The 20,686-nt window shown below is 65.2% G+C and carries 17 protein-coding genes; 8 read left to right on the top strand and 9 right to left on the bottom strand.

Annotated elements, in window-relative coordinates; translation table 11 throughout:
• Window positions 1-393 precede the first annotated feature (393 nt).
• From mnmG to JQ617_RS21855, 4 genes are all read left to right on the top strand, one after another.
• Window positions 394-2,274, top strand: coding sequence for a tRNA uridine-5-carboxymethylaminomethyl(34) synthesis enzyme MnmG (mnmG, locus tag JQ617_RS21870; protein ID WP_212028091.1), 1,881 nt, complete (start codon window positions 394-396; stop codon window positions 2,272-2,274).
• Between the two features lie 9 nt (window positions 2,275-2,283).
• The gene (gene rsmG, locus JQ617_RS21865; RefSeq protein ID WP_502754887.1) at window positions 2,284-3,057 is read left to right on the top strand and encodes a 16S rRNA (guanine(527)-N(7))-methyltransferase RsmG; all 774 of its coding nucleotides are present in this window, start codon (window positions 2,284-2,286) and stop codon (window positions 3,055-3,057) included.
• Between the two features lie 28 nt (window positions 3,058-3,085).
• The gene (locus JQ617_RS21860; RefSeq protein ID WP_212028090.1) at window positions 3,086-3,952 is read left to right on the top strand and encodes a ParA family protein; all 867 of its coding nucleotides are present in this window, start codon (window positions 3,086-3,088) and stop codon (window positions 3,950-3,952) included.
• A 149-nt stretch (window positions 3,953-4,101) separates the two neighbouring features.
• The gene (locus tag JQ617_RS21855) at window positions 4,102-4,989 is read left to right on the top strand and encodes a ParB/RepB/Spo0J family partition protein (protein ID WP_212028089.1); all 888 of its coding nucleotides are present in this window, start codon (window positions 4,102-4,104) and stop codon (window positions 4,987-4,989) included.
• Between the two features lie 290 nt (window positions 4,990-5,279).
• On the opposite strand, the gene holA is transcribed toward JQ617_RS21855, so the two are convergent.
• From holA to leuS, 3 genes are all read right to left on the bottom strand, one after another.
• The gene (gene holA / locus JQ617_RS21850; RefSeq protein ID WP_212028088.1) at window positions 5,280-6,308 is read right to left on the bottom strand and encodes a DNA polymerase III subunit delta; all 1,029 of its coding nucleotides are present in this window, start codon (window positions 6,306-6,308) and stop codon (window positions 5,280-5,282) included.
• A gap of 108 nt (window positions 6,309-6,416) precedes the next feature.
• Window positions 6,417-6,968, bottom strand: coding sequence for an LPS assembly lipoprotein LptE (lptE, locus tag JQ617_RS21845; RefSeq protein WP_145657686.1), 552 nt, complete (start codon window positions 6,966-6,968; stop codon window positions 6,417-6,419).
• Window positions 6,955-9,579 carry a leucine--tRNA ligase gene (gene leuS, locus JQ617_RS21840; protein ID WP_212028087.1) on the bottom strand — a complete coding sequence of 875 codons (2,625 nt, stop codon included), beginning with the start codon at window positions 9,577-9,579 and terminating at the stop codon, window positions 6,955-6,957. The genes lptE and leuS overlap by 14 nt, the downstream gene beginning before the upstream one ends.
• Before the next feature lie 196 nt (window positions 9,580-9,775).
• On the opposite strand from leuS, the gene JQ617_RS21835 reads away from it, so the two are divergent.
• Window positions 9,776-10,822, top strand: a complete 1,047-nt coding sequence (locus tag JQ617_RS21835; protein WP_212028086.1) for a GGDEF domain-containing protein — start codon at window positions 9,776-9,778, stop codon at window positions 10,820-10,822.
• Here JQ617_RS21835 and JQ617_RS21830 read toward each other — a convergent pair.
• Complete coding sequence (locus tag JQ617_RS21830; protein WP_212028085.1) at window positions 10,819-12,522, bottom strand: diguanylate cyclase domain-containing protein; 1,704 nt, start codon at window positions 12,520-12,522, stop codon at window positions 10,819-10,821. The genes JQ617_RS21835 and JQ617_RS21830 overlap by 4 nt on opposite strands.
• A 109-nt stretch (window positions 12,523-12,631) precedes the next feature.
• Between JQ617_RS21830 and JQ617_RS21825 the strand changes: the two genes are divergently transcribed.
• Complete coding sequence (locus JQ617_RS21825; RefSeq protein ID WP_212028084.1) at window positions 12,632-13,321, top strand: YggS family pyridoxal phosphate-dependent enzyme; 690 nt, start codon at window positions 12,632-12,634, stop codon at window positions 13,319-13,321.
• A gap of 157 nt (window positions 13,322-13,478) precedes the next feature.
• On the opposite strand, the gene JQ617_RS21820 is transcribed toward JQ617_RS21825, so the two are convergent.
• Entirely contained in the window at window positions 13,479-14,261 is a 783-nt protein-coding gene (locus JQ617_RS21820) for a 2-keto-4-pentenoate hydratase (RefSeq protein ID WP_212028083.1), read from the bottom strand.
• A gap of 6 nt (window positions 14,262-14,267) precedes the next feature.
• Window positions 14,268-14,837 (bottom strand): L,D-transpeptidase family protein, encoded by a 570-nt coding sequence (locus tag JQ617_RS21815; RefSeq protein WP_212028082.1) that lies wholly within the window; start codon window positions 14,835-14,837, stop codon window positions 14,268-14,270.
• A 202-nt stretch (window positions 14,838-15,039) separates the two neighbouring features.
• Between JQ617_RS21815 and JQ617_RS21810 the strand changes: the two genes are divergently transcribed.
• Both JQ617_RS21810 and JQ617_RS21805 read left to right on the top strand, forming a co-directional pair.
• Window positions 15,040-15,726: a response regulator transcription factor gene (locus JQ617_RS21810; RefSeq protein WP_008142830.1), complete on the top strand. Its 687-nt coding sequence runs from the start codon at window positions 15,040-15,042 to the stop codon at window positions 15,724-15,726.
• Window positions 15,727-15,784: 58 nt separating this feature from the next.
• Entirely contained in the window at window positions 15,785-16,228 is a 444-nt protein-coding gene (locus JQ617_RS21805) for a cyclic nucleotide-binding domain-containing protein (protein ID WP_212028081.1), read from the top strand.
• Between the two features lie 102 nt (window positions 16,229-16,330).
• Here JQ617_RS21805 and xth read toward each other — a convergent pair whose 3' ends face one another.
• The 3 genes from xth to JQ617_RS21790 all read right to left on the bottom strand — a co-directional run bounded on the left by xth (window position 16,331) and on the right by JQ617_RS21790 (window position 20,680).
• A complete protein-coding gene (xth, locus tag JQ617_RS21800) occupies window positions 16,331-17,146 on the bottom strand; it encodes an exodeoxyribonuclease III (protein WP_063685336.1) in 816 nt (271 codons plus the stop codon).
• A gap of 152 nt (window positions 17,147-17,298) precedes the next feature.
• Window positions 17,299-18,021, bottom strand: coding sequence for an outer membrane lipoprotein carrier protein LolA (locus JQ617_RS21795; RefSeq protein ID WP_249157394.1), 723 nt, complete (start codon window positions 18,019-18,021; stop codon window positions 17,299-17,301).
• Between the two features lie 181 nt (window positions 18,022-18,202).
• The gene (locus tag JQ617_RS21790; protein WP_212028079.1) at window positions 18,203-20,680 is read right to left on the bottom strand and encodes a DNA translocase FtsK; all 2,478 of its coding nucleotides are present in this window, start codon (window positions 20,678-20,680) and stop codon (window positions 18,203-18,205) included.
• Window positions 20,681-20,686: the final 6 nt, after the last annotated feature.

The following is a 20,686-nucleotide window of genomic DNA, read 5'->3' as shown; positions in this document are numbered from 1 at the left end:
CGTGAAACACTGATGCTGTCAGAGATGGGAACTGGCCGTAGTGCGGCGTCGCCTCGCGGACGGCGACGGTAATGGCGAGCGCGGCTCTTAGTCCCCGTCATTGCGAGGAGCCCTTGCGACGAAGCAATCCGGGCTGCCTCACCGGAGGGATTCTGGATTGCTTCGCTACGCTCGGAATGACGGTCGCGGCGGGCCGTCTTGCTTCTGCTGATAGCTCCTCCGCCGGGCGAGGATTGTTTCACGTGAAACAGCAGCCCCTTCAACACCCCGTCTACTGTGCATGGGGTTGTTTTCGAAAAACTGCCCGGACCTCCCGCACTCCGTTTCACGTGAAACACCCGCCTCCCCAGTTTCCACTTCCGGCTTTCCCGCCTCTGGGATAGAAGTCCGCGCATGCGAACAGAGCGAGAGAGTTTCGACGTCATCGTGATTGGCGGCGGCCACGCCGGCTGTGAGGCCGCGGCTGCGTCTGCCCGGATGGGCGCGGCGACGGCTCTGGTGACGCACCGTTTCTCGACCGTCGGCGCGATGTCCTGCAATCCCGCGATCGGTGGTCTCGGCAAGGGTCATCTGGTCCGCGAAGTCGATGCCCTGGATGGCCTGATGGGCCGGGTCGGCGATGCCGGCGGCATCCAGTTCCGCGTCCTCAATCGCCGCAAGGGTCCCGCTGTCCGTGGTCCCCGGGCCCAGGCGGACCGAAAGCTCTATGCGGCAGCGATGCAGGCCGCGATCCGGGAGACCGATGGTCTTTCGGTCATTGAAGGTGAGGCCGACGAGCTGATCGTGACCGATGGCCGGGTGACCGGACTGCGCCTGGCCGATGGCCGGGAGTTCCGGGCAGGGGCCGTTGTCGTCACCACCGGCACCTTTCTGCGTGGTCTGATCCATCTCGGTGAGAAGAATTGGCCGGCCGGCCGGGTCGGCGAGGCCCCCGCGATGGGTCTCTCGACCTCCTTCGAACGTGCCGGCTTCACCCTGGGACGGCTCAAGACCGGCACTCCACCGCGTCTGGACGGCACCACGATCGACTGGTCCGCGGTCGAAATGCAGCCCGGAGACGAGCCGCCGGAGCCGTTCTCGGTGATGACCGAGCGCATCACGACCCCGCAGATCCAATGCGGGATCACCCGGACTACGGCGGCGACCCATGAGGTGATCCGGGCCAACGTCCATCGCTCCCCGATGTATTCCGGCCAGATCAAGAGCTCTGGTCCCCGCTATTGTCCCTCGATCGAGGACAAGATCGTCCGCTTCGGCGACCGCGACGGCCACCAGATCTTCCTTGAGCCGGAAGGGCTCGACGACAGCACGGTCTATCCCAACGGCATCTCGACCTCGCTGCCCGAGGAGGTCCAGCTTGCGATCCTCGCCAGCATTCCCGGCCTCGAGCAGGTGAAGATGGTCCGTCCGGGTTATGCCATCGAATACGACCACATCGATCCCCGGGAGCTCGATCCGACCCTGCAGACCAAGCGTCTGCGCGGTCTCTTCCTGGCCGGACAGATCAACGGCACCACTGGATATGAGGAAGCCGCCGGGCAGGGCATCGTGGCAGGGCTGAACGCGGCACTCTGCGCCAGCGGTGCCGCGCTGACGGTGTTCGACCGTGCGGACGGCTATCTCGGCGTGATGATCGACGACCTCGTCACCCGCGGGATCAGCGAGCCCTATCGGATGTTCACCTCGCGCGCCGAATACCGGCTGACACTGCGGGCCGACAATGCCGATCAGCGCCTGACCGAGAAGGGTATCGCTCTGGGCTGCGTCGGAAGTGCCCGGACCCGGCGCCACCGCGCCAAGATGGACGCCTTGAACGCGGCTCGTACGCTCTCGAAGTCGCTGACCATCACCCCGAACGAGGCGATCAAGCACGGACTGTCCCTGAACCGGGACGGCCAGCGCCGTTCGGCCTTCGAATTGATGGCCTATCCCGACATCGGTTGGAGTCAGGTCCGTGCGATCTGGCCGGAGCTGTCCGCCATTGATCCCGTCATCGCTACGCATCTCGAGATCGACGCCAAGTACGATGTCTATTTGGAGCGCCAGAGCGCCGACGTCGAAGCCTTCCGGCGCGACGAGGGCATGGTGCTGTTGGAGGTCGATTACAGCCTCGTCCCCGGTCTCTCCAACGAGGTCCGCGCCAAGCTGGAGAAAGCGCGGCCGTTCACCGTTGGCCAGGCCGGACGGATCGATGGCATGACGCCGGCGGCGCTCGGCATCCTCGCGGCCTATCTCCGCCGTGAGGCACGGAAGACTTCCAAAGCAATCGCATAGGCGTTTCACGTGAAACAGCGCGGACCGGGCGGAGACAGACCGCTTTCCCGAAAACCCGGAGCAGGTGAGGGAGCCGCTCGCCGATCCGATCCGGCCCCGGCCAAGCCGAAGATCGACAAGGCCAGCGCCAACGATCAGTCGCTCGACGCGGTCATCGCCGCTGACAAGATAGCGGCGCTCAAGCTCGCTCCCGTTTCACGTGAAACCGAAGCCCGGCTCGATCGCTACATCGCGCTGCTGCGGGAGTGGCAGGCCAAGACCAATCTTGTCGCGCCCTCGACCCTGCCCAACCTCTGGACCCGGCACATCGCTGATTCGCTCCAGCTCGTCGCTCTCGCGCCCGGTGCAAAACGCTGGGCCGATCTCGGCAGCGGCGGCGGCTTTCCCGGCGTCGTGCTGGCTTCCGTCATGGCCGAGGTCCCTGGCGCGAGCGTCCACCTCGTCGAACGAATCGCCAAGAAGGCCGCGTTTTTGCGTGAAGCGATCCGCGTCACCACCTCTCCGGGAGTCGTACATCTCGCTGAGATCGGGGATAATGTGGATAGAATCACCGGCCCCGTCGATTGCGTCACCGCGCGCGCACTGGCTCCGCTACATCAACTTATCGGCTTTGCGGAGCCGCTGATGCGCCAGGGCGCAAAGGCGTTATTTCTCAAGGGTCAAGATGTAGAGGCTGAATTGACCGAAGCCGCTAAATATTGGAATATTCAGCCGCAGCTCCATGAAAGCCGTACAGGGGACGGCTGGATCGTGGAGCTCAATGCCGCCGAACGGCGCAGCTGAAGCGTTCAGGGGTGAGTGGGGAATTTCGATGAGCGCGATTGACGAACCGCAGCAAGACCAGACGGCCCAAGAAGCCAACGACGTCCCGCACGGCCACCCGCGCATCCTCGCGCTGGCGAATCAGAAGGGCGGCGTGGGAAAAACAACCACAGCGATCAATCTCGGCACGGCACTCGCTGCGATCGGAGAGCGCGTCCTGATCGTCGATCTCGATCCGCAGGGCAACGCCTCGACGGGTCTCGGCATCGATCGCCGCAACCGTTCCTGCTCGACCTATGACGTGCTGATCGGCGAAGCGCCGCTGCGCGAAGCGGTGGTCTCGACCGCGGTGCCGCGGCTGCACATCGCGCCGTCGACCATGGATCTCTCCGGCCTCGAGCTCGAGCTCGGCACCACGCCCGGCCGCGCCTTCAAGCTGCGCGATGCGATCGGCGCGCTCAACAACAACGTCTCGCCGGACGCCGACTACACCTACGTTCTGATCGACTGCCCGCCCTCGCTCAACCTGCTCACGGTCAACGCGATGGCAGCCTCTGATGCGATCCTGGTGCCGCTGCAGTGCGAGTTCTTCGCGCTCGAAGGTCTGTCGCAATTGCTGCAGACGGTGGAGCAGGTGCGCTCGACGCTCAACCCGAACCTGTCGATCCACGGCATCGTGCTGACCATGTTCGACTCGCGCAACAACCTCTCGAACCAGGTCGTCGCCGACGTCCGCCAGTTCATGGGCGAGAAGGTCTACAAGACCATGATCCCGCGTAACGTGCGCATCTCGGAGGCGCCGTCCTACGGCAAGCCGGTGCTGGTCTACGATCTTAAATGCGTCGGCAGCGAAGCGTATCTGCGCCTCGCCACCGAAGTGATCCAGCGCGAGCGCGAGCTGCGCGTCACGCATTGACGATGCCGTAGTTCGTAGGATGGGTAGAGCGAAGCGAAACCCATCATCACACGCACGAACAGCGATGGGTTTCGCTTCGCTCTACCCATCCTACTCGTTACGACAATTCAGTTCTGGAGTGCTGCCAAGTGAATCCAAGGGAGCTGGCAATGGCCGACGAAGCGCGTTCGCGACTGGGCCGGGGTCTTGCAAGTCTGATCGGTGACGTCGGCGGCGAGGCTCAGCACGTCGACCGTCCGCGCGCGCAGCGCAAGGTGCCGATCGAATTCATCAAGGCCAATCCGCGCAATCCGCGCCGCACGTTTTCGGACACGGAGCTGAAGGAGCTCTCCGAGTCCATCAAGCAGCACGGCGTGATCCAGCCGATCGTGGTGCGCCCCGTGAAGGGCACGCAGGATCGCTTCGAGATCATCGCCGGCGAGCGGCGCTGGCGTGCCTCGCAGATGGCCGGCCTGCACGAAGTGCCGATCGTCCCCGTGGACATCAGCGACAGCGACGCGCTCGAATTCGCGATCGTCGAGAACGTGCAGCGCGAAGATCTCAACCCGATGGAAGAGGCGCTCGGCTATCACGCGCTCGCCAACGAGTTCAAGCGCAGCCAGGACGACATCGCAAAGGTCGTGGGGAAGAGCCGCAGTCATGTCGCCAACATGATGCGGCTGACCAAGCTGCCGGCCGAGGTGCAAGCCCTGATCACCAGCGGCGATCTCTCCGCCGGCCACGCCCGCGCGCTGATCGGCGTCCCCGATCCGATCGCGGCCGCCAAGCGTATCGTCGAGGAAGGCCTCAACGTCCGCCAGACCGAGGCGCTCGCGCATGAAGAGGGCGTGCCGGAGCGCAAGCCGCAGAAGGCGCGCGCGACCGGTGGCAAGGAAAAGGACCCCGACACGATCGATCTGGAAAAGCGCGTCAGCGACGCGCTCGGTCTCAAGGTCACGGTCAATCACCGCGACCCCGGCGGTTCGGTCCAGATCAACTATCGCAACCTCGATCAGCTCGACGAGGTGATGAAGCGGCTGGCGAAGGGCGCGCTGTAGACGCTCCGACTCTCTATCACCGTCACCCTGAGGTGGCCGCTTCTTCAGCGGCCCTCGAAGGGCGACGGCTCGGCTGTATCTCGGCCGTTCATCCTTCGAGGCTCCCCGCGCGCCGCGTTGCGCCGCGCGGCTCGCACCTCAGGATGACGGGTTTGGCGCTTCGCTCTATCATCAGGGGCGCATCTCTTTCCACGTCGTCATTGCGAGCGCAGCGAAGCAATCCAGGATCTTTCCGCGGAAGGACTCTGGATTGCTTCGCTATGCTCGCAATGACGTGGAGAGAGCTGCGCCTAACCCCGCCGCCTCGCATTCGCGGCGATCGCCATCAGCGTACGCTGGGCGATGGCGGCGGCGAGGGTCGATTGCTTACGGGTGTCGAGCGCGGCGGTCGCGAGCTGCTCGATCACGGCGGCGAGGCGCGCGACGCTGAAATTGCGCAACGCGGTTTCGACCATTGGCTTTCGTGAAAAATGCAGGCGCGGATAGCCGCCGTCGAGAACGGCGGAGGCAGGCTGGCCATCGGCGATCGCAAGCGCGGATTTGTGCAGCCACGCGGCCTGGCGCTGCGCGGCCGAGATGATCACGCCGGGATAGGTGCCGGCGATCATGGCTTTGGCGAACTCGGTCTCGACGATGTCGGGCCGGCCGGCGAAGGCGCCGTCGACGATCGGATCAAGCTTCAGCTCGGACGCATCCGCAACCACCGACATCACATCGTCGAGCGTGATCTCGCCCTTGCCGTGGGCGTAGAGCGTCAGCTTGCGCAGCTCGTTGCGCGAGGCCTGACGGTCGCCGCCGAGAAACGACATCAGCGCCGCGCGGGCATCCTGCGCGATGCGCAGGTTCGCGATGCGGAGCTCGTCCTCCATCAGTTTCGCAAGGTCGCGCTCGGTGTCGGGATAGCAGCCGATCGCCACGGCAGTCTTTGCCTTTTCGCAGGCCTTGCGCAGCGGCGATTCCGGCCGCAGCTCGCCGGCCTCGATCACGATGCGGCAATCCCTGACGCTCATCTCGGCCAGCGTGTCGACCCCGCTGGCAAAGCTGCGCGAGCCGGCGCGGATGCGGATGGCGCGGCGGCCACCGAACAGCGGCACCGTCATGGCTTCGTCGACGAGCCGCGACGGCTCGGCGGACAGCTCGTCGCCGTCGAGCTTCACCATGGCAAAGGGATCATTGGGATCGTCGACCGCCGAGGCGATCAGCGCATCGGCGCGCTCGCGCACGAGGCCCGCGTCGGGACCGTAGAGCAGGATGATCGGCCGGCCCGCATCGGGGCGGGCGAGAAAGGCGTCGATCTCTTTTCCGCGCAGCGCGACCATCGGGCCCGATTGTCATTCCGGGGCGCCCGAAGGGCGAACCCGGAATCCAGAGGTTGGGGATCGAGATTCCGGGTTCTCGCTTCGCGAGCCCCGGAATGACGGAAGTGGTTACGTACCCGCGGTGAAGAACGAGGCGAGCCGGGTATTGATGTTCTCGGCGATCTCGTTGGCGGCGCGGTCCTCGGCGTCGCGCACCGCGCGGTTGCGCGAGAAGCGCTGGTAGGAGCCGGGCATGTCGTAGGACACGCGCGAGAACGTGGTGCCGCTCATCACCGACTTGCCGCTGACGACCTCGACCAGATTGTACTGGCAGTCGATGCCGTAATTCTCGCTGCTCGGCAGGCCTGTGTTGGGATCGACGATCAGGGACGAGCGGCTGGAGCTGAAGCGGATGTCCAGGCGGTGCGTCGGCGGCATGCCCGTGGCGGAGCCGTAGAGCTTGAAGGCGAGGGCATTGCGGACCTCGACGCCGACCCGGGCCTCGCGGGAGGCATTGGGCTTCGCAATCGGGGGCAGCTCGACCCCCATCAGCTTCTCGCGCAGGCCGGGGGTGCCGTCGGTACGCTCGGCATACATCGGCTGGAAGCAGCCGGCCGTCAGCGCCGCCAATGCGGCCACCGCCAGCAAGCGGGCTGCGATACGGAACCTAGCCGACAACATTCACGATCCTCTTGGGGACGATGATCACCTTGCGGACGGGCTTGCCGTCCAGGGCCAGTTTTACCGCATCGAGGGCCAAAACGGCAGCCTCGATTTCCGGATTCTGGGCCGCTGTTGCAACTGTGACCTCGCCCCGCTTCTTGCCGTTGACCTGGACCACCAGGGTCACGCTGTCTTCAACCAGCAAATCGCGTTCGATTTGGGGCCAATCGGCCTCCGAAACCAGCCCGGAGTGCCCCAGCACCTGCCAGCACTCCTCGGCCAGGTGCGGCATCATCGGCGAGAACAGCTGGACCAGGATCTGGCTGGCCTCCCGGATTGCCCAGGCGAGATCGGCCGACGGCTGGCCGGGACGCTGCAGTACTTCCGAGAAGGCGTTGGCGAATTCGCGGATATGGGCGAGGCAAACGTTGAAGTGCAGCCGCTCGATCCCGGTCGTGACCTTGTCCAGCGCGCCATGGGCCGCCTTGCGCAGGGCGGTGGCGTCCGGGCCAAAGCTGGCCGGCCGGGCCGCCGGTGCGGCCTTGCCGAGTTCCGCGGAATCGTTCACCAGCCGCCACAGCCGCTGCACGAAGCGCGAGGCGCCCTGGACGCGCTCGTCGCTCCAGATCACGTCGCGGTCGGGCGGGGAGTCCGACAGCATGAACCAGCGGGCGACGTCGGCGCCGTAGGTCTCGATGATGTCATCGGGGTCGACCGTGTTCTTCTTCGACTTCGACATCTTCTCGATCGGGCCGATCGTGACCGCCTCGCCGGTGCTCAGCAGCGTGGCGCGGCGGTCGTTGCCGGCGCCTTCGACCCTCACCTCGGCCGGCTGCGCCCAGGTGCCGTCGGCCTTCTGGTAGGTCTCGTGCACCACCATGCCCTGCGTGAACATGCCGGCGAACGGCTCGTCCAGCGCGATGTGCCCGGTGGCCTTCATCGCCCGGGTGAAGAAGCGGCTGTAGAGCAGATGCAGAATCGCGTGCTCGACGCCGCCGATATACTGGTCGACCGGCAGCATCCGGTTGGCAACTTTGGGCGTCGTCGGCGCGGTCTCGTTCCAGGGATCGGTGAAGCGCGCGAAGTACCAGGACGAATCCACGAAGGTGTCCATGGTGTCGGTTTCGCGTTGAGCCTTGCCGCCGCATTTCGGGCAGGTGACGTGCTTCCAGGTCGGGTGATGGTCGAGCGCATTGCCCGGCTTGTCGAAGCTCACATCCTCCGGCAGCACCACCGGCAGGTCGGCGTCGGGCACCGGCACCACGTCGCACTTCGGACAGTGGATGACCGGAATCGGGCAGCCCCAATAGCGCTGGCGCGAAATGCCCCAGTCGCGCAGGCGGAAATTGACCTGACGCTCGCCGACCGGCGCGTTGCCGCGCAGCTCGGCCTCGAGGCGCTTCGCCACTTCTTCCTTGGCCTGCTCGATCGTCATGCCGTCGAGGAAGCGCGAATTGATCATGTGGCCGTCACCGTCATAGGCGGTGTCGGTGATCACGAACGTCTTCGGATCCTGCCCGTCCGGGCACACGACCGGCGTGTTGCCGAGATTGTACTTGTTGACGAAGTCGAGGTCGCGCTGGTCGTGCGCGGGGCAGCCGAAGATCGCGCCGGTGCCGTATTCCATCAGCACGAAGTTGGCGACATAGACCGGGAGCTTCCAGCTCGGGTCGAACGGATGCACCGCGCGGATGCCGGTGTCGAAACCCTGCTTCTCCGCGGTGTCGATGATCGACTGCGCGGTGCCGATCTTCTTGATGTCGGCGATGAACTCGGCAAGTTTCGGGTTCTTTGCGGCAGCCGCCTGCGCCAGCGGATGATCCGCCGAGATCGCCATGAACTTCGCGCCGAACAGCGTGTCCGGCCGCGTCGTGAAAATCTTCAGCTCGCTCTCGCCGGCGGGCGTCGTCGCCGCGTCCAGCGCGAAGCGGACCAGCAAGCCCTCCGACCGCCCGATCCAGTTGCGCTGCATCAGCCTGACCTTGTCGGGCCAGCGGTCCAGCCCGTCCAGCGCCGACAGCAGCTCCTGCGAGTACTTCGTGATCTTGAAGACCCACTGGCTCATCTCGCGCTGCTCGACGATCGCGCCGGAACGCCAGCCGCGACCGTCGATCACCTGCTCGTTGGCGAGCACGGTCATGTCGACCGGGTCCCAGTTGAGCTTGCGCTTCTCGCGTTCGGCGAGGCCGGCCGCGAGCATGTCCAGGAACATCTTCTGCTGATGCTTGTAGTAGGTGGGATCGCAGGTCGCGAATTCGCGGCTCCAATCCAGCGACAGCCCGATCGAGCGGAGCTGCTTCTTCATTGCGGCGATGTTGTCGTAGGTCCAGGCCTTCGGCGCCACCTTGCGCTCGATGGCGGCGTTCTCGGCCGGCAGGCCGAAAGCGTCCCAGCCCATCGGGTGCAGCACGTTGAACCCCTTGGCGCGCATGAAGCGGGCCAGCACGTCGCCGAGCGTATAATTCCGGACGTGGCCGATATGGATGCGCCCCGACGGGTAGGGGAACATCTCGAGCACATAGTATTTCGGCCGCGGATCGTCGTTCTTCGAGACGAAGATCGCCTGCTGGTCCCAGGCAGCCTGCCAGCGGGGTTCGGAATCGCGGGCGTTATAGCGTTCGGAGGTCATGGAATCGTTGGGTTTTCGTGGGTTCGGCCGTCCTAAAGAGGCCGGACTAGGCCATAGAAGTCCGTAAGGGGTCAATGGGTTGCCGCACCTTGGGGACCTCCCCGGGCGGCTCCGCATAACTACCGAGGCGCCGTTGGGATGTGATTAAGGGGTCGATGCGAATTTGCGGTCGGCCAGGACCCCAAAAATACTTCCAATGGACGCCAGTTTCGACGATCCCGACTACGACTATGCCGCCTCCATCGCCGGACGGGCGATGCGGAGCATGGCCGAGCAGGGGATTCCGCCGACACCGACCAATTTTGCGGTCTGGTTCCAGTATTTCGCGGGCGGCCAGGACGATCTGCGCAACGCCATCGATCTCCTGATCGACCACAACCGTCCCTTCGACAGCAAAACCAACCAGAGCCTGTTCGAGACCTACATCGCTCCCAAAGTGAGTGCCGTCGTCACCAGCACCTCGGAGCGCCTGCACGCCCTGATGGGCGCGGCAAAGGAGTTTCTGACCACCGCGATCGCCGACAACCATTCGCAGATGCAGGCGATCAGCGAGGCCGCCGACCAGGGCAAGTCCGGCCTCGATCCGAAGGCGCTGGTCGCCCAGCTCATGAACGAGCTGGCACGCGCCGCCACGAGGGCGACCCGCCTCGAGGCGGGCTTTGCCGAAAAGGCCCGCGAGCTCGACGTGATCCGCGACTCGCTCTCCAAATCCGAGGAACGGGCGCGGACCGACACGCTGACGGGCCTTGCCAACCGCCGGGCGCTCGACGAATTCCTGCGCAAGGCGCAGGCGACGGCCGACTGGGGCGAGCCGCTCAGCGTGCTTCTGATCGACATCGACCACTTCAAGACCTTCAACGACAGCTTCGGCCACGGCGTCGGCGACCAGGTGCTGCGCTTGATGGCGAGGGTGCTGCGCGAGAAGGTCGGCGCGCACGACCTGCCGGCGCGCTATGGCGGCGAGGAGCTGATCGCCGTGCTGCCGGGCGCCGATCTTGCCGCCTGTGCCGAGACCGCCGAGCGCATCAGGCGCGCGATCGCGGAATCCACCATCACGCGCCGCTCGACCGGCGAGGTCCTGCCCAACATCACGATTTCGATCGGTGTGGCGCAGTATCGTTCCGGCGAGGCCATCGCCGACTTCATCGAGCGCTGCGACCGCGCGCTCTACCTCGCCAAGGGCGGCGGCCGCAATCGCGTGGTGACGGAGATCGAGCTCGATCGCGCCGACGCGGCAAGTTAAGCGCTGGCTGCCATCATCATGGCAGCGGTGCCGGTCTCGATCATCTGTACGCCATGCTCGACGACATTGTTGCGGCCGCGATGCTTGGCAGCATAGAGCGCGGCGTCGGCGGCTTCGATGAGGTCGCCAGGACGCAAGGCCTCGTTCGGCCTCGTCGCGGCAACGCCGATCGAGACGGTGACGATCATGTGCGCGGAGGTGATGTGCGGCAGGCACAGCTTCAGCACCGCCGCGCGCACCTGCTCGCCGATCTCGACGGCGCGGTTCACGTCCGTGTTCGGCAGCAGCAAGCAGAATTCCTCGCCGCCATAGCGTGCGGCAAAACCCATCGTGTCGGCGGCGATGCCGGACAGCGACTCGCCGAGCCGGGTCAGGCAGGAATCGCCTTCGAGATGTCCGTAGGTGTCGTTGAACAGCTTGAAATGGTCGACGTCGATCATCAGCAGCGCGAGGTCGCTGCCATATTGCTGCGCGCGCATCCACTCGAAGTCGAGCCGGCTCTGGAAGCCGCGGCGGTTGGCGAGGCCCGACAGCATGTCGATCGAGGCCATCACGGTCAGGCGGTCGTTGCTCGCGATCAGCTCGCGCTCGCGCTGGCTGAGCTGCGCGGCCATCGCGTTGAAGGCGCGGGCCAGCGGCACGAACTCGGCAGGAAGGCGGTTGCGCGCCGCGCGCGCGGAGAGATCACCCTCGCCGAGGCGCTTGGCCATGTCGGCCAGCATCTCGATCGGCTTGATCACGAGCTTCTCGGCCGCGATCAGCGCGCCGAGCAGGACGAACACGACGACGAAGGCAAGCTGGAGATAGGCGGTGCGGATGTCGCGGCTCACCGCCGCGGATACCTTGTCTTCGTCGATGCTGGCGATCAGGCGGGCATTGGTGCCGGCGATGCGGATGTAGCTGACCGCGCGGCGCGAGCCGTCGGCGGCGAGGAAGGAGAGCGAGCCTTCGTCCTGGTCCGAGCGTAGCGCCTTGTCGGCGATCGCGGACATCAGCGGCATGTTGTCGAGCGGACGGCCGACCGCGCTGTGCTGGTCGGCGGGGGCGGCCAGCACGGTGCCGGCGCTGTCGACCAGCACGGCAGTGATGCCGGCGCGGCCGCCGAGATTGTTCATGACCTTCGACATCCAGTCGAGGTTGACCGTGGCGAGCACGACGGCATCGGCAACGCCGCTGAACGCGGACACCGGATACACCGCCATCACGGTCGGCGTCGGCACCGGCCGCGACAGGATGAAGTCGCTCAGCACGAAGCGTCCGGTCTCCTGCGCCTGCTGGAAATAGGGCCGGTCGCTGAGGTCGAGGCCGACATACATGTTGTTGGTGGCGCACTGGATGCGTCCGTCCTGGCCGGCGATCAGCAGCGTACGGATCCAGGGCAGGTTCGACGGCAGGCTCGCGCGCAGCACGTCACAGCTCTTGGTGATGCCGCCGGCAGAGGCGCGGATGAATGCTTCCGATTTCAGGATGGTCTCGACCGACGAGATCACCTCGCGCTGAGCATCGGCGCTGTGTCTTGCGACGGTGGTGAATTCGGCTGCGGCCTGGGCGATCTGGCGCGTGCGCGCATCTTCGAGCGAGCGAATGCGCTCGAGCATCAGGGGCGCAACCAGAATGACCGCGAGCAAAGCAAGCCGCGCCCGGATCCCGAGAACCTGCTTGAGTTTCGCTCGTTTGCGGTTGAAACTGACGTTTGCCATCTTCGCTGCCCACCCCGCGGGCTAAGGTAAAGCGAAGGGTTCAAAAACTCTTTCTTGAACTCGGTAAAATTGGACTTACCTCCGTTACGATCACGGACAATCCGACATCATGACAGAAGACAGCGCCGCGCCGGTAACCGGCCATTCACCAAATGGACTCGCTTCGGTCGAGGCTGAAATTGCACGCGCCTGCAAGGAAGCGCGCCGCGATCGCGCCTCCGTCACGCTGATCGCGGTGTCCAAGACTTTCGACGCTGATGCAATTACCCCGGTCATCGCCGCCGGACAGCGCGTATTCGGCGAGAATCGGGTGCAGGAGGCCAAAGGCAAGTGGCCGGCCTTAACGTCCGTTTACCCTGATGTCGCGCTGCATCTGATCGGGCCGTTGCAATCCAACAAGGCGAAAGAGGCGGTCGCGCTGTTCGACGCCATCCATTCGGTCGACCGCCCCAGCATTTGCCAAGCGTTAGCCAAGGAAATCGAATCCCAGAAAAAGAGTCCGCAGCTGTTCGTCCAGATCAACACCGGCGAGGAGCCGCAGAAGGCCGGCATCGCTCCTGGTGAGGCCGATGCCTTCCTCGCCAGCTGCCGCGACACCTATGGGCTGACGATCTCCGGCTTGATGTGCATCCCGCCCGTGGACGAGCCGCCGGCGGCGCATTTCGCGCTCACCGCCAAGATCGCCGCGCGCAATGGACTGAAGAATCTCTCGATGGGCATGAGCGCCGATTTCGCCACCGCTATCATGCTGGGCGCCACGCATGTGCGCGTGGGCAGCGCGATCTTCGGGCATCGGTAGGAGCCGTTAGCGAGGCGCGTGCCGGGCAACGGCTGTCGATTTCGTCATTGCGAGCGCAGCGAAGCAATCCAGAATCTTTCCGCGGAGGGACTCTGGATTGCTTCGCTGCGCTCGCAATGACGTGTGGAGAGAGATGGGCTCGCAGCGACGGCGGTGGTTACACAAACCCCACCGACACCTTCCCCAGCGCGCCAAAATCCACCGCAAGATGATCGCCGGCCTGGATCGGCAGCGGCGGATGGCATGTGCCCGTGGTCACCACCTGCCCTGCCCGCAAGGTGATGCCGAGCCCGCGGAGCTCGTTGGCGAGCCAGGCCAGCGCAACGCGGGGGTCGCCGAGCACGTTCCTGCCGTGGCCGATATAGCGCTCGCCGCGCAGCGTGATCTGCGGCCGCTCTTCGACCAGATCCATCGCGCGCCAATCCGCCGATGTCGCTGCGCCCAGCACGAACAGATGTGCGCAGGCATTGTCGGCGATGAGCTGCGCCTCGCCGGCACCGGCGAAATCGGTGAAGCGCGAATCGGGAATCTCGATCGCGGGATGGAAGCTGCCGACCGCGGCGAGCACTTCGTCGACGGTGTATGGCGTCGCGCGCGGCGGCAGGTCGCGGCCCATGCGGAAGGCAAATTCCGGTTCGCCGACGCGCATCGCGTTGCCCTTCATCGACGCGGTGCCGCCGTCGGCGATCACGGTGTCGTTCATGATGCGGCCGGCCAGCGGTCCCGAGACATTGATGTGCTTCTGGCCGGACTCGCTCGTTGCCGCGATCTTCCAGCCGAACAGTCCGGGCGACTGCGTTTCGAGCACGGCCTGGATGGCGTAACCGTCGGCGCGGCTCTGCGGCCTCAGCTTCGTCTCCAGCGCGTCGAGCTTGCTGCCATCGCGCCAATGCTGGACGAGGACGCGCGATGCGGCGGCGATGTGATCTTTCTCGAGCATGTGCCCTCACCCGATGATGATTCTTGTTCTTGGTCCCAGCCTTCGCAGCAATTGTAACATCGCCGCCTTGGTCATCGAAACGCAGCCCGCGGTCGGGCCGAAATTGTCGCGGGCCAGATGCAGGAACACGGCGCTGCCGCGACCGGCGATGCGCGGCCTGGTGTTGTGGTCGATGTCGATGATGAAATCATAGAGATGGTCGGCCCGCTTGAGCCGGTCACCGCCCTGCCCTTCGCCGCGCCGGATGGCCTGGTTGTAGTGGCGGTCGTTGGGATCCTCGCACCAGGCGTCCGTAGCGGTGATGATTCGCGCCGGCAGGAAGGTCTGCGGGCGGCTGTGCCGATCGCCGCGCCACCACAGGCGCTTGGGCCGGAAGCTGCCCCGCGGGGTCCCGCCGTCGCCCTCGCGCTTGTTGGCGAGGATGCCGCCGCGCCCCAGCGCCACCGGTATCGTCAGCGGTCCGGCCGTCAGCCAGCCCCGGCGCGGATTCCCGGCAGCAGGCTTAACGCGGATCGCCGACAGCGGTCCGGAGCGTCGATTTCGGGCGTAAGTACCTGAAGCGGCGTTGTTTTTCATGTGAACGTGCAATGTCGAATTCATTACAGGACATTCATCAAAACGGCCTGCTATTCTGAGTTAGAGTGGTTCTGGCTTGAGAATCGGTAACAGCCCACTACTTCAACACGAACAACAATAATAACGGCGACCCCTAAACTTCCCCTCGCGGCTGGGTGCGGCATGCATGCGCGCCGAGCCGGCCCCAAAAGGATGATACCCTATGGCCAATGCCCGCAAGATCCTGATCGTGGATGACGATACCGATCTGCGCGATACGTTGGTGGAGCAATTATCGCTGCACGAAGAATTTGAAGCCTCCGCCGTCGATACCGGCGCCAAGGGCGCGAGCGCCGCAAAGGCCAATTCCCCCGATCTGGTTCTGATGGATGTCGGCCTGCCCGACACTGACGGCCGCGAAGTCGTCCGCTCCCTGCGCAAGGGCGGCTTCAAGGCTCCGATCATCATGCTGACCGGGCATGACACCGACTCCGACACGATTTTGGGCCTGGAATCCGGCGCCAACGACTACGTCGCAAAACCCTTCCGTTTCGCCGTGCTGCTCGCCCGCATCCGCGCCCAGCTTCGCCAGCACGAGGCCAGCGAGGACGCTGTGTTCTCGGTCGGCCCCTACTCCTTCCGTCCGGGCTCGAAGATGCTGACCGCGGCCAATGCCCGCAAGGTCCGCCTCACCGAGAAGGAAACGGCGATCCTCCGCTTCCTCTATCGCGCCGGCCAGATGCCGGTCTCGCGCGAGACCCTGCTCCAGGAGGTCTGGGGCTACAATTCCGGCGTCACCACCCACACGCTGGAAACCCACATCTACCGCCTCCGCCAGAAGATCGAGAAGGATGCCGCCAATCCGGAGATCCTGGTCACGGAAGCCGGTGGCTACAAGCTGGTGCCGTGATACGCTTTGGGGGCGTGCGAATCGTTTTAGATGGCGCGCCCTTGAGCCTCGGATCTGAATGTCAATCGACGACGACGTAGCGCTTCTCGAGCGTGTCCCGACACTGCGCCTGTTGGGAGACGCCTCGTTGCGCATGCTGGCGATCGGCTCCGAGCAGCGTGACTTCGTCCGCGGCGACGTCCTGTTCAATCTCGGCGACGATGCCGATGCCGGCTTCGTGGTCCAGCGCGGCGCCTTCCGGGTCGACGACGGCGCCGGCGCCGAGATGATCGCAGGTCCCGGCGCGCTGATCGGCGAGCTCGCGCTGGTGGTGCCGATGAAGCGGCCGTCGAGCGCGATCGCGCTGGAGCATTCCTCCGTCATCCGCGTCGCGCGCAGCCTGTTCCAGCGCGTGCTCGAAAGCGACCCCGCCGCCGCCGTGCGCCTGCGCGACGAGTTCGCGGTGCGATCAAGTCAGATCGCGAGCGATATATTGATGGCGGGCGCGAAGCTGACGAGCTGAGAGGTGTAGTGCCGTAGCCCGGATGGAGCGTAGCGCAATCCGGGATTCTCGCCCGATGAAAGATGCCCCGGATTTCGCTGCGCTCCATCCGGGCTACGGATCTCAAACGTCCAGCGTCACCGTCACTGGCACATGGTCCGACGGACGCTCCCAGCTCCGCGCATCGCGCAGAATCCTGAAATCGCTGACCGCGTCCTTTAGCGCGCGCGAGACCCAGATGTGATCGAGACGGCGGCCGCGATCGCCGACGGTCCAGTCGGCGGAGCGGTAGCTCCACCACGTATAGACCTTCTCCGACATGGGAATGCGGTCGCGCGCGACGTCGACCCATTCGCCGGCTTCGAGCGCCGCCTTCAGCTTCTCGGTCTCGACAGGCGTGTGCGAGACGACTTTTAGAAGCTGCTTGTGCGACCACACGTCGTTCTCGTGCGGGGCGACGTTGAGATCGCCGACCAGGATGTGACGATCCTCGCCGCGCGGATGCAGCGGCTCGCAAGCTTTCATCTCGTCGAGGAAGCGAAGCTTGTGATCGAACTTCTCGTTCAGCGCGGGATCGGGAATGTCGCCGCCCGCGGGCACGTAGAAATTATGCAGCACCAGCGGCTTTGCGATGCCCGCCTTCTCGCCGAACGACACCGAGATGTGCCGCGAATCCACCTTGTCGCAGAAGGTGCGGATGTCCTTCGACTCGAACGGAATCTTCGAGACGATGGCGACGCCGTGATAGCCCTTCTGCCCGTTCAGCGCGACATGCTCATAGCCGAGCCGCTTGAAGCGCTTCAGCGGAAAGGCGTCGTCGATGCACTTGGTTTCCTGAAGGCACAGCACTTCGGGCCGCGCGCTCTTGAGGAATTTCGCGACCAGGTCGATGCGCAGCCGCACCGAGTTGATGTTCCAGGTTGTCAGGGAAAGACGCATGGGAATTGCGTCTTAGCATGGATTGGCGGGGGGAAAACGCTTGTCCACAGGCGTGGAATCGTAGGGTGGGTTAGCGCAGCGTAACCCACCTCTTTGGTTTCTGCGGTGGCGGAAGTGGTGGGTTACGCCTTCGGCTAACCCACCCTACGCAGCTATCCCGGCGACGGGCCGTAGTTCGTAAAATCGATCTTGAACATGCCGGGGTCGAGCTTCTTGCTCGAATCCAGATTGTAGACCGCTATGGTGGTGTCGTAGCCCTGCGGGTCGGTGACGGTCCACTGCTTGAGCTGGCCGTCCTTGGCGCCGAACATCAGCAGCAGGCGGCTGGTGCCGACGAGCGCCTGCTTCTCCTCGATGGTGACGCTGACGAAGACGTCGTCGGCCGAGACGTTGACGACATTGGTGTCCTTCATCAGGTCGATGCGGTCGGACAACAGGAAGCGCAGCGGCGTCTGCGACAGCGGATAGACGTCCTGGGTCGCGAGCTTGCGGTCGCGCACCACGAGTGAGGATCCGTCGGCGACGATGTCGATCGGGCTTGGTGCGTCATATTCGAAGCGTACCTTGCCCGGCTTCTGGATGTAGAAATCGCCCTGCGTCTTGCTGCCGTCGGGGCCGACCTGGACGAAATTCCCGACCAGGGTCTGCAGTGACGACAGGTACGCGCTGACCTTGGCCGCCTGCGCCTTCTGGTTGGCATCGAAGGTTTGGAAGATGCTGCTCGGCACGTTGCGGCGCGGATCCGGGATCACCGGATTAGGCGGCGTCTGCATCGCGCCGGTGACGGCCGGCCCGCCGGCGGAGGCGCCATCGCGGCCCTTCGGCGCGGGCTTCGGCACCGGCACGTTCTGCGCAAAGGACGACGCAGTCACCATCGCGGCGGTGACGAGAAGCACGCCCGCGACCCGCGCGCTACGCGCGGCGATGGTGGCGGCGAATCGAATGTCCTTGTGTCTGATCAACGCGTCGTCCTGTGTGGCTAGGCGCCTTTTAGCGTGATTTTGGGCAAAAGCAGATATCGATTCTACGTGAAATTATGTTTAGAGGCTCCTCGCCTCACATATGGCTGTCTTCTTCCTCGACCAGAATCTCGCGTTTTCCGGCGTGGTTGGCGGGTCCGACGATGCCTTCCAGTTCCATCCGCTCCATCAGCGAAGCGGCGCGGTTATAGCCGATTTGCAGGCGGCGCTGGATGTAGCTGGTCGAGGCCTTGCGGTCGCGTTTGACGATCGCCACAGCCTGCTGGAAGAGGTCGCCGCCGCCATCTCCGCCCATGCCTGTCGCGTCGAACACCGCGCCGTCCTCGTCCTCGGTCGGCTCCTCGGCGGTAACGGCCTCGAGATATTCCGGCTGGCCCTGCGTCTTGAGGTGACGCACCACCTTCTCGACTTCCTCGTCGGAGGCAAACGGTCCGTGCACGCGGCTGATGCGGCCGCCGCCGGCCATGTAGAGCATGTCGCCCTGGCCGAGCAGCTGCTCGGCGCCCATCTCGCCGAGAATGGTGCGGCTGTCGATTTTCGACGTGACCTGGAAGGCGATGCGGGTCGGGAAGTTGGCCTTGATGGTGCCGGTGATGACGTCGACCGACGGACGCTGCGTCGCGAGGATCACGTGCAGGCCGGCGGCGCGTGCCATCTGCGCGAGACGCTGCACCGCGCCTTCGATGTCCTTGCCGGCGACCATCATCAGGTCGGCCATTTCGTCGACGATGATGACGATGTAGGGCAGCGGATCGAGCGAGAGTTTCTCTTCCTCGTAGATCGCCTTGCCGGTCTCCTTGTCGAAGCCGGTATGCACCGTGCGCGTCGGCTCCTCGCCCTTGGCCTTCAGTTCGAGCAGGCGGGTGTTGTAGCCGTCGATGTTGCGCACACCGAGCTTGGCCATGTTCTTGTAGCGCTCTTCCATCTCGCGCACCGCCCATTTCAGCGCGACCACCGCCTTCTTCGGGTCGGTCACGACGGGCGTGAGCAGATGGGGGATGCCGTCATAGACGGAGAGTTCGAGCATCTTCGGATCGACCATGATCAGGCGGCACTGGTCCGGGCGCAGCCGGTAGACCAGGCTGAGGATCATGGTGTTGATCGCGACCGACTTGCCCGAGCCGGTGGTACCGGCGATCAGCATGTGCGGCGTGCGTGCGAGGTCGATAATGACAGGGTCGCCGCCGATGGTCTTGCCGAGGCAGAGCGGCAACTTGGCCACCGTGTCTGTCGCTTCCTTGGCGATGAGCAGCTCGCGCAGATAGACCTTTTCGCGATGTGCGTTCGGTAGCTCGATGCCGATGGCGTTGCGGCCGGGCACGACGGCGACGCGCGCCGACAGCGCGCTCATCGATCGCGCGATGTCGTCGGCGAGGCCGATCACGCGCGAGGACTTGATGCCGGGCGCCGGCTCCAGCTCGTACAGCGTGACCACGGGACCCGGATTGGCCTTCACGATCTCGCCGCGCACGCCGAAATCCTGCAGCACGCCTTCGAGCGAGCGCGAATTGGCTTCCAGCTCGGCCTTGCTGAGCGGCTGGCGATCGCCGGCCTTGGGCGCGGCCAGTACGGAGACGGAGGGAAGCTCGAACTTGTCGCCCTTCTTGGACGCGGCCTTCGGCGCAGCCTTCTTCTTCGGCGCGCGCGCGGCGGGCTCCTCCTCTTCCTCCTCCTCGTCTTCCTCTGCTTCCTCGTGCTCGTCCTCGTAGTCTTCGTCCTCAGCCTGCGGCGAGATCGAGGGCGCGGCGCGGCCGCCGCCGAGATTGGGCTCCTGGCGGCTGAAGCCGACCGCCTTGGTCTTCGGCCCGCTCGACACCAGCGAACGGTAGGCGGCACCACACAGCCAGATCAGCCGCGCCTTCGTGCTCATCAGCGCATGGAACAGCCAGCCCAGCGATACCGAGCCGCGATCGCTCTCCTCGTCCTCGTCGAGCGGCTTGTCCTCATCCTCGATATCGGCAAGCTCGTCATCGTGCTCGCGCGCGCCGAGGCCGCAAGCGATCAGGAACGTCGCTGCCATCGCGGCGAACAGGATCGTGCCGAGGATGATGCGATAGATCGTGCCCGGCGGCCCGAAGATCACCGCGGGCGCGCGCACCAGGGCATCGCCGACCACACCGCCGAGGCCGGTCGGCAGCGGCCATGCGCCGCCATGCGGCCAGCAGCTGACGAAGCCCGCCGCGATCACGGTGCAGAGAATCCAGGAGCCGAGCCGCAGCGCCTCGCGGTCGAACGGGCGATGCGTCATCATGCGCCAGCCCCAGACCGCGACGGTCAGGACCAGCATGATCGCGCCGAGCCCGAGGATCTGCATCGCAAGGTCGGCGCCGATCGCGCCGGCATAACCGAGGATGTTGCGGATCGGGCGCGAGGTGGCGTGGCTGAGGCTGGGATCCTGCACCGACCAGGTCATCAGCGCCGCCGATGCAACGCCCGACAGGCCAATCAGGCCGAGGCCGGTGAGCTCGCGCATGCGCCGCGCCAGCCCCTCGCGGATCGAGGGCGGCAGATGGCCGACCAGAGGAATGACGCGTTCGATTGCCGACATGCTCACGGGCCC

It is taken from the genome of Bradyrhizobium sp. KB893862 SZCCT0404 (assembly GCF_018130885.1).
Taxonomy (GTDB): Bacteria; Pseudomonadota; Alphaproteobacteria; order Rhizobiales; family Xanthobacteraceae; genus Bradyrhizobium; species Bradyrhizobium stylosanthis.
This window is presented reverse-complemented; position numbering and strand designations above follow the sequence as displayed.

What these genes read in the sequence shown, in the direction of transcription:
- holA (WP_212028088.1), bottom strand. Translation starts at nt 6,308, where the DNA reads ATGGTCGCGCTGCGCGGAAAAGAGATCGACGCCTTTCTCGCCCGCCCC.
- xth (WP_063685336.1), bottom strand. Translation starts at nt 17,146, where the DNA reads ATGCGTCTTTCCCTGACAACCTGGAACATCAACTCGGTGCGGCTGCGC.
- JQ617_RS21815 (WP_212028082.1), bottom strand. Translation starts at nt 14,837, where the DNA reads ATGAAAAACAACGCCGCTTCAGGTACTTACGCCCGAAATCGACGCTCC.
- JQ617_RS21835 (WP_212028086.1), top strand. Translation starts at nt 9,776, where the DNA reads ATGGACGCCAGTTTCGACGATCCCGACTACGACTATGCCGCCTCCATC.
- JQ617_RS21860 (WP_212028090.1), top strand. Translation starts at nt 3,086, where the DNA reads ATGAGCGCGATTGACGAACCGCAGCAAGACCAGACGGCCCAAGAAGCC.
- leuS (WP_212028087.1), bottom strand. Translation starts at nt 9,579, where the DNA reads ATGACCTCCGAACGCTATAACGCCCGCGATTCCGAACCCCGCTGGCAG.
- JQ617_RS21810 (WP_008142830.1), top strand. Translation starts at nt 15,040, where the DNA reads ATGGCCAATGCCCGCAAGATCCTGATCGTGGATGACGATACCGATCTG.
- JQ617_RS21830 (WP_212028085.1), bottom strand. Translation starts at nt 12,522, where the DNA reads ATGGCAAACGTCAGTTTCAACCGCAAACGAGCGAAACTCAAGCAGGTT.
- JQ617_RS21825 (WP_212028084.1), top strand. Translation starts at nt 12,632, where the DNA reads ATGACAGAAGACAGCGCCGCGCCGGTAACCGGCCATTCACCAAATGGA.
- JQ617_RS21805 (WP_212028081.1), top strand. Translation starts at nt 15,785, where the DNA reads ATGTCAATCGACGACGACGTAGCGCTTCTCGAGCGTGTCCCGACACTG.
- JQ617_RS21795 (WP_249157394.1), bottom strand. Translation starts at nt 18,021, where the DNA reads ATGGTGACTGCGTCGTCCTTTGCGCAGAACGTGCCGGTGCCGAAGCCC.
- mnmG (WP_212028091.1), top strand. Translation starts at nt 394, where the DNA reads ATGCGAACAGAGCGAGAGAGTTTCGACGTCATCGTGATTGGCGGCGGC.
- lptE (WP_145657686.1), bottom strand. Translation starts at nt 6,968, where the DNA reads ATGTTGTCGGCTAGGTTCCGTATCGCAGCCCGCTTGCTGGCGGTGGCC.
- JQ617_RS21820 (WP_212028083.1), bottom strand. Translation starts at nt 14,261, where the DNA reads ATGCTCGAGAAAGATCACATCGCCGCCGCATCGCGCGTCCTCGTCCAG.
- JQ617_RS21855 (WP_212028089.1), top strand. Translation starts at nt 4,102, where the DNA reads ATGGCCGACGAAGCGCGTTCGCGACTGGGCCGGGGTCTTGCAAGTCTG.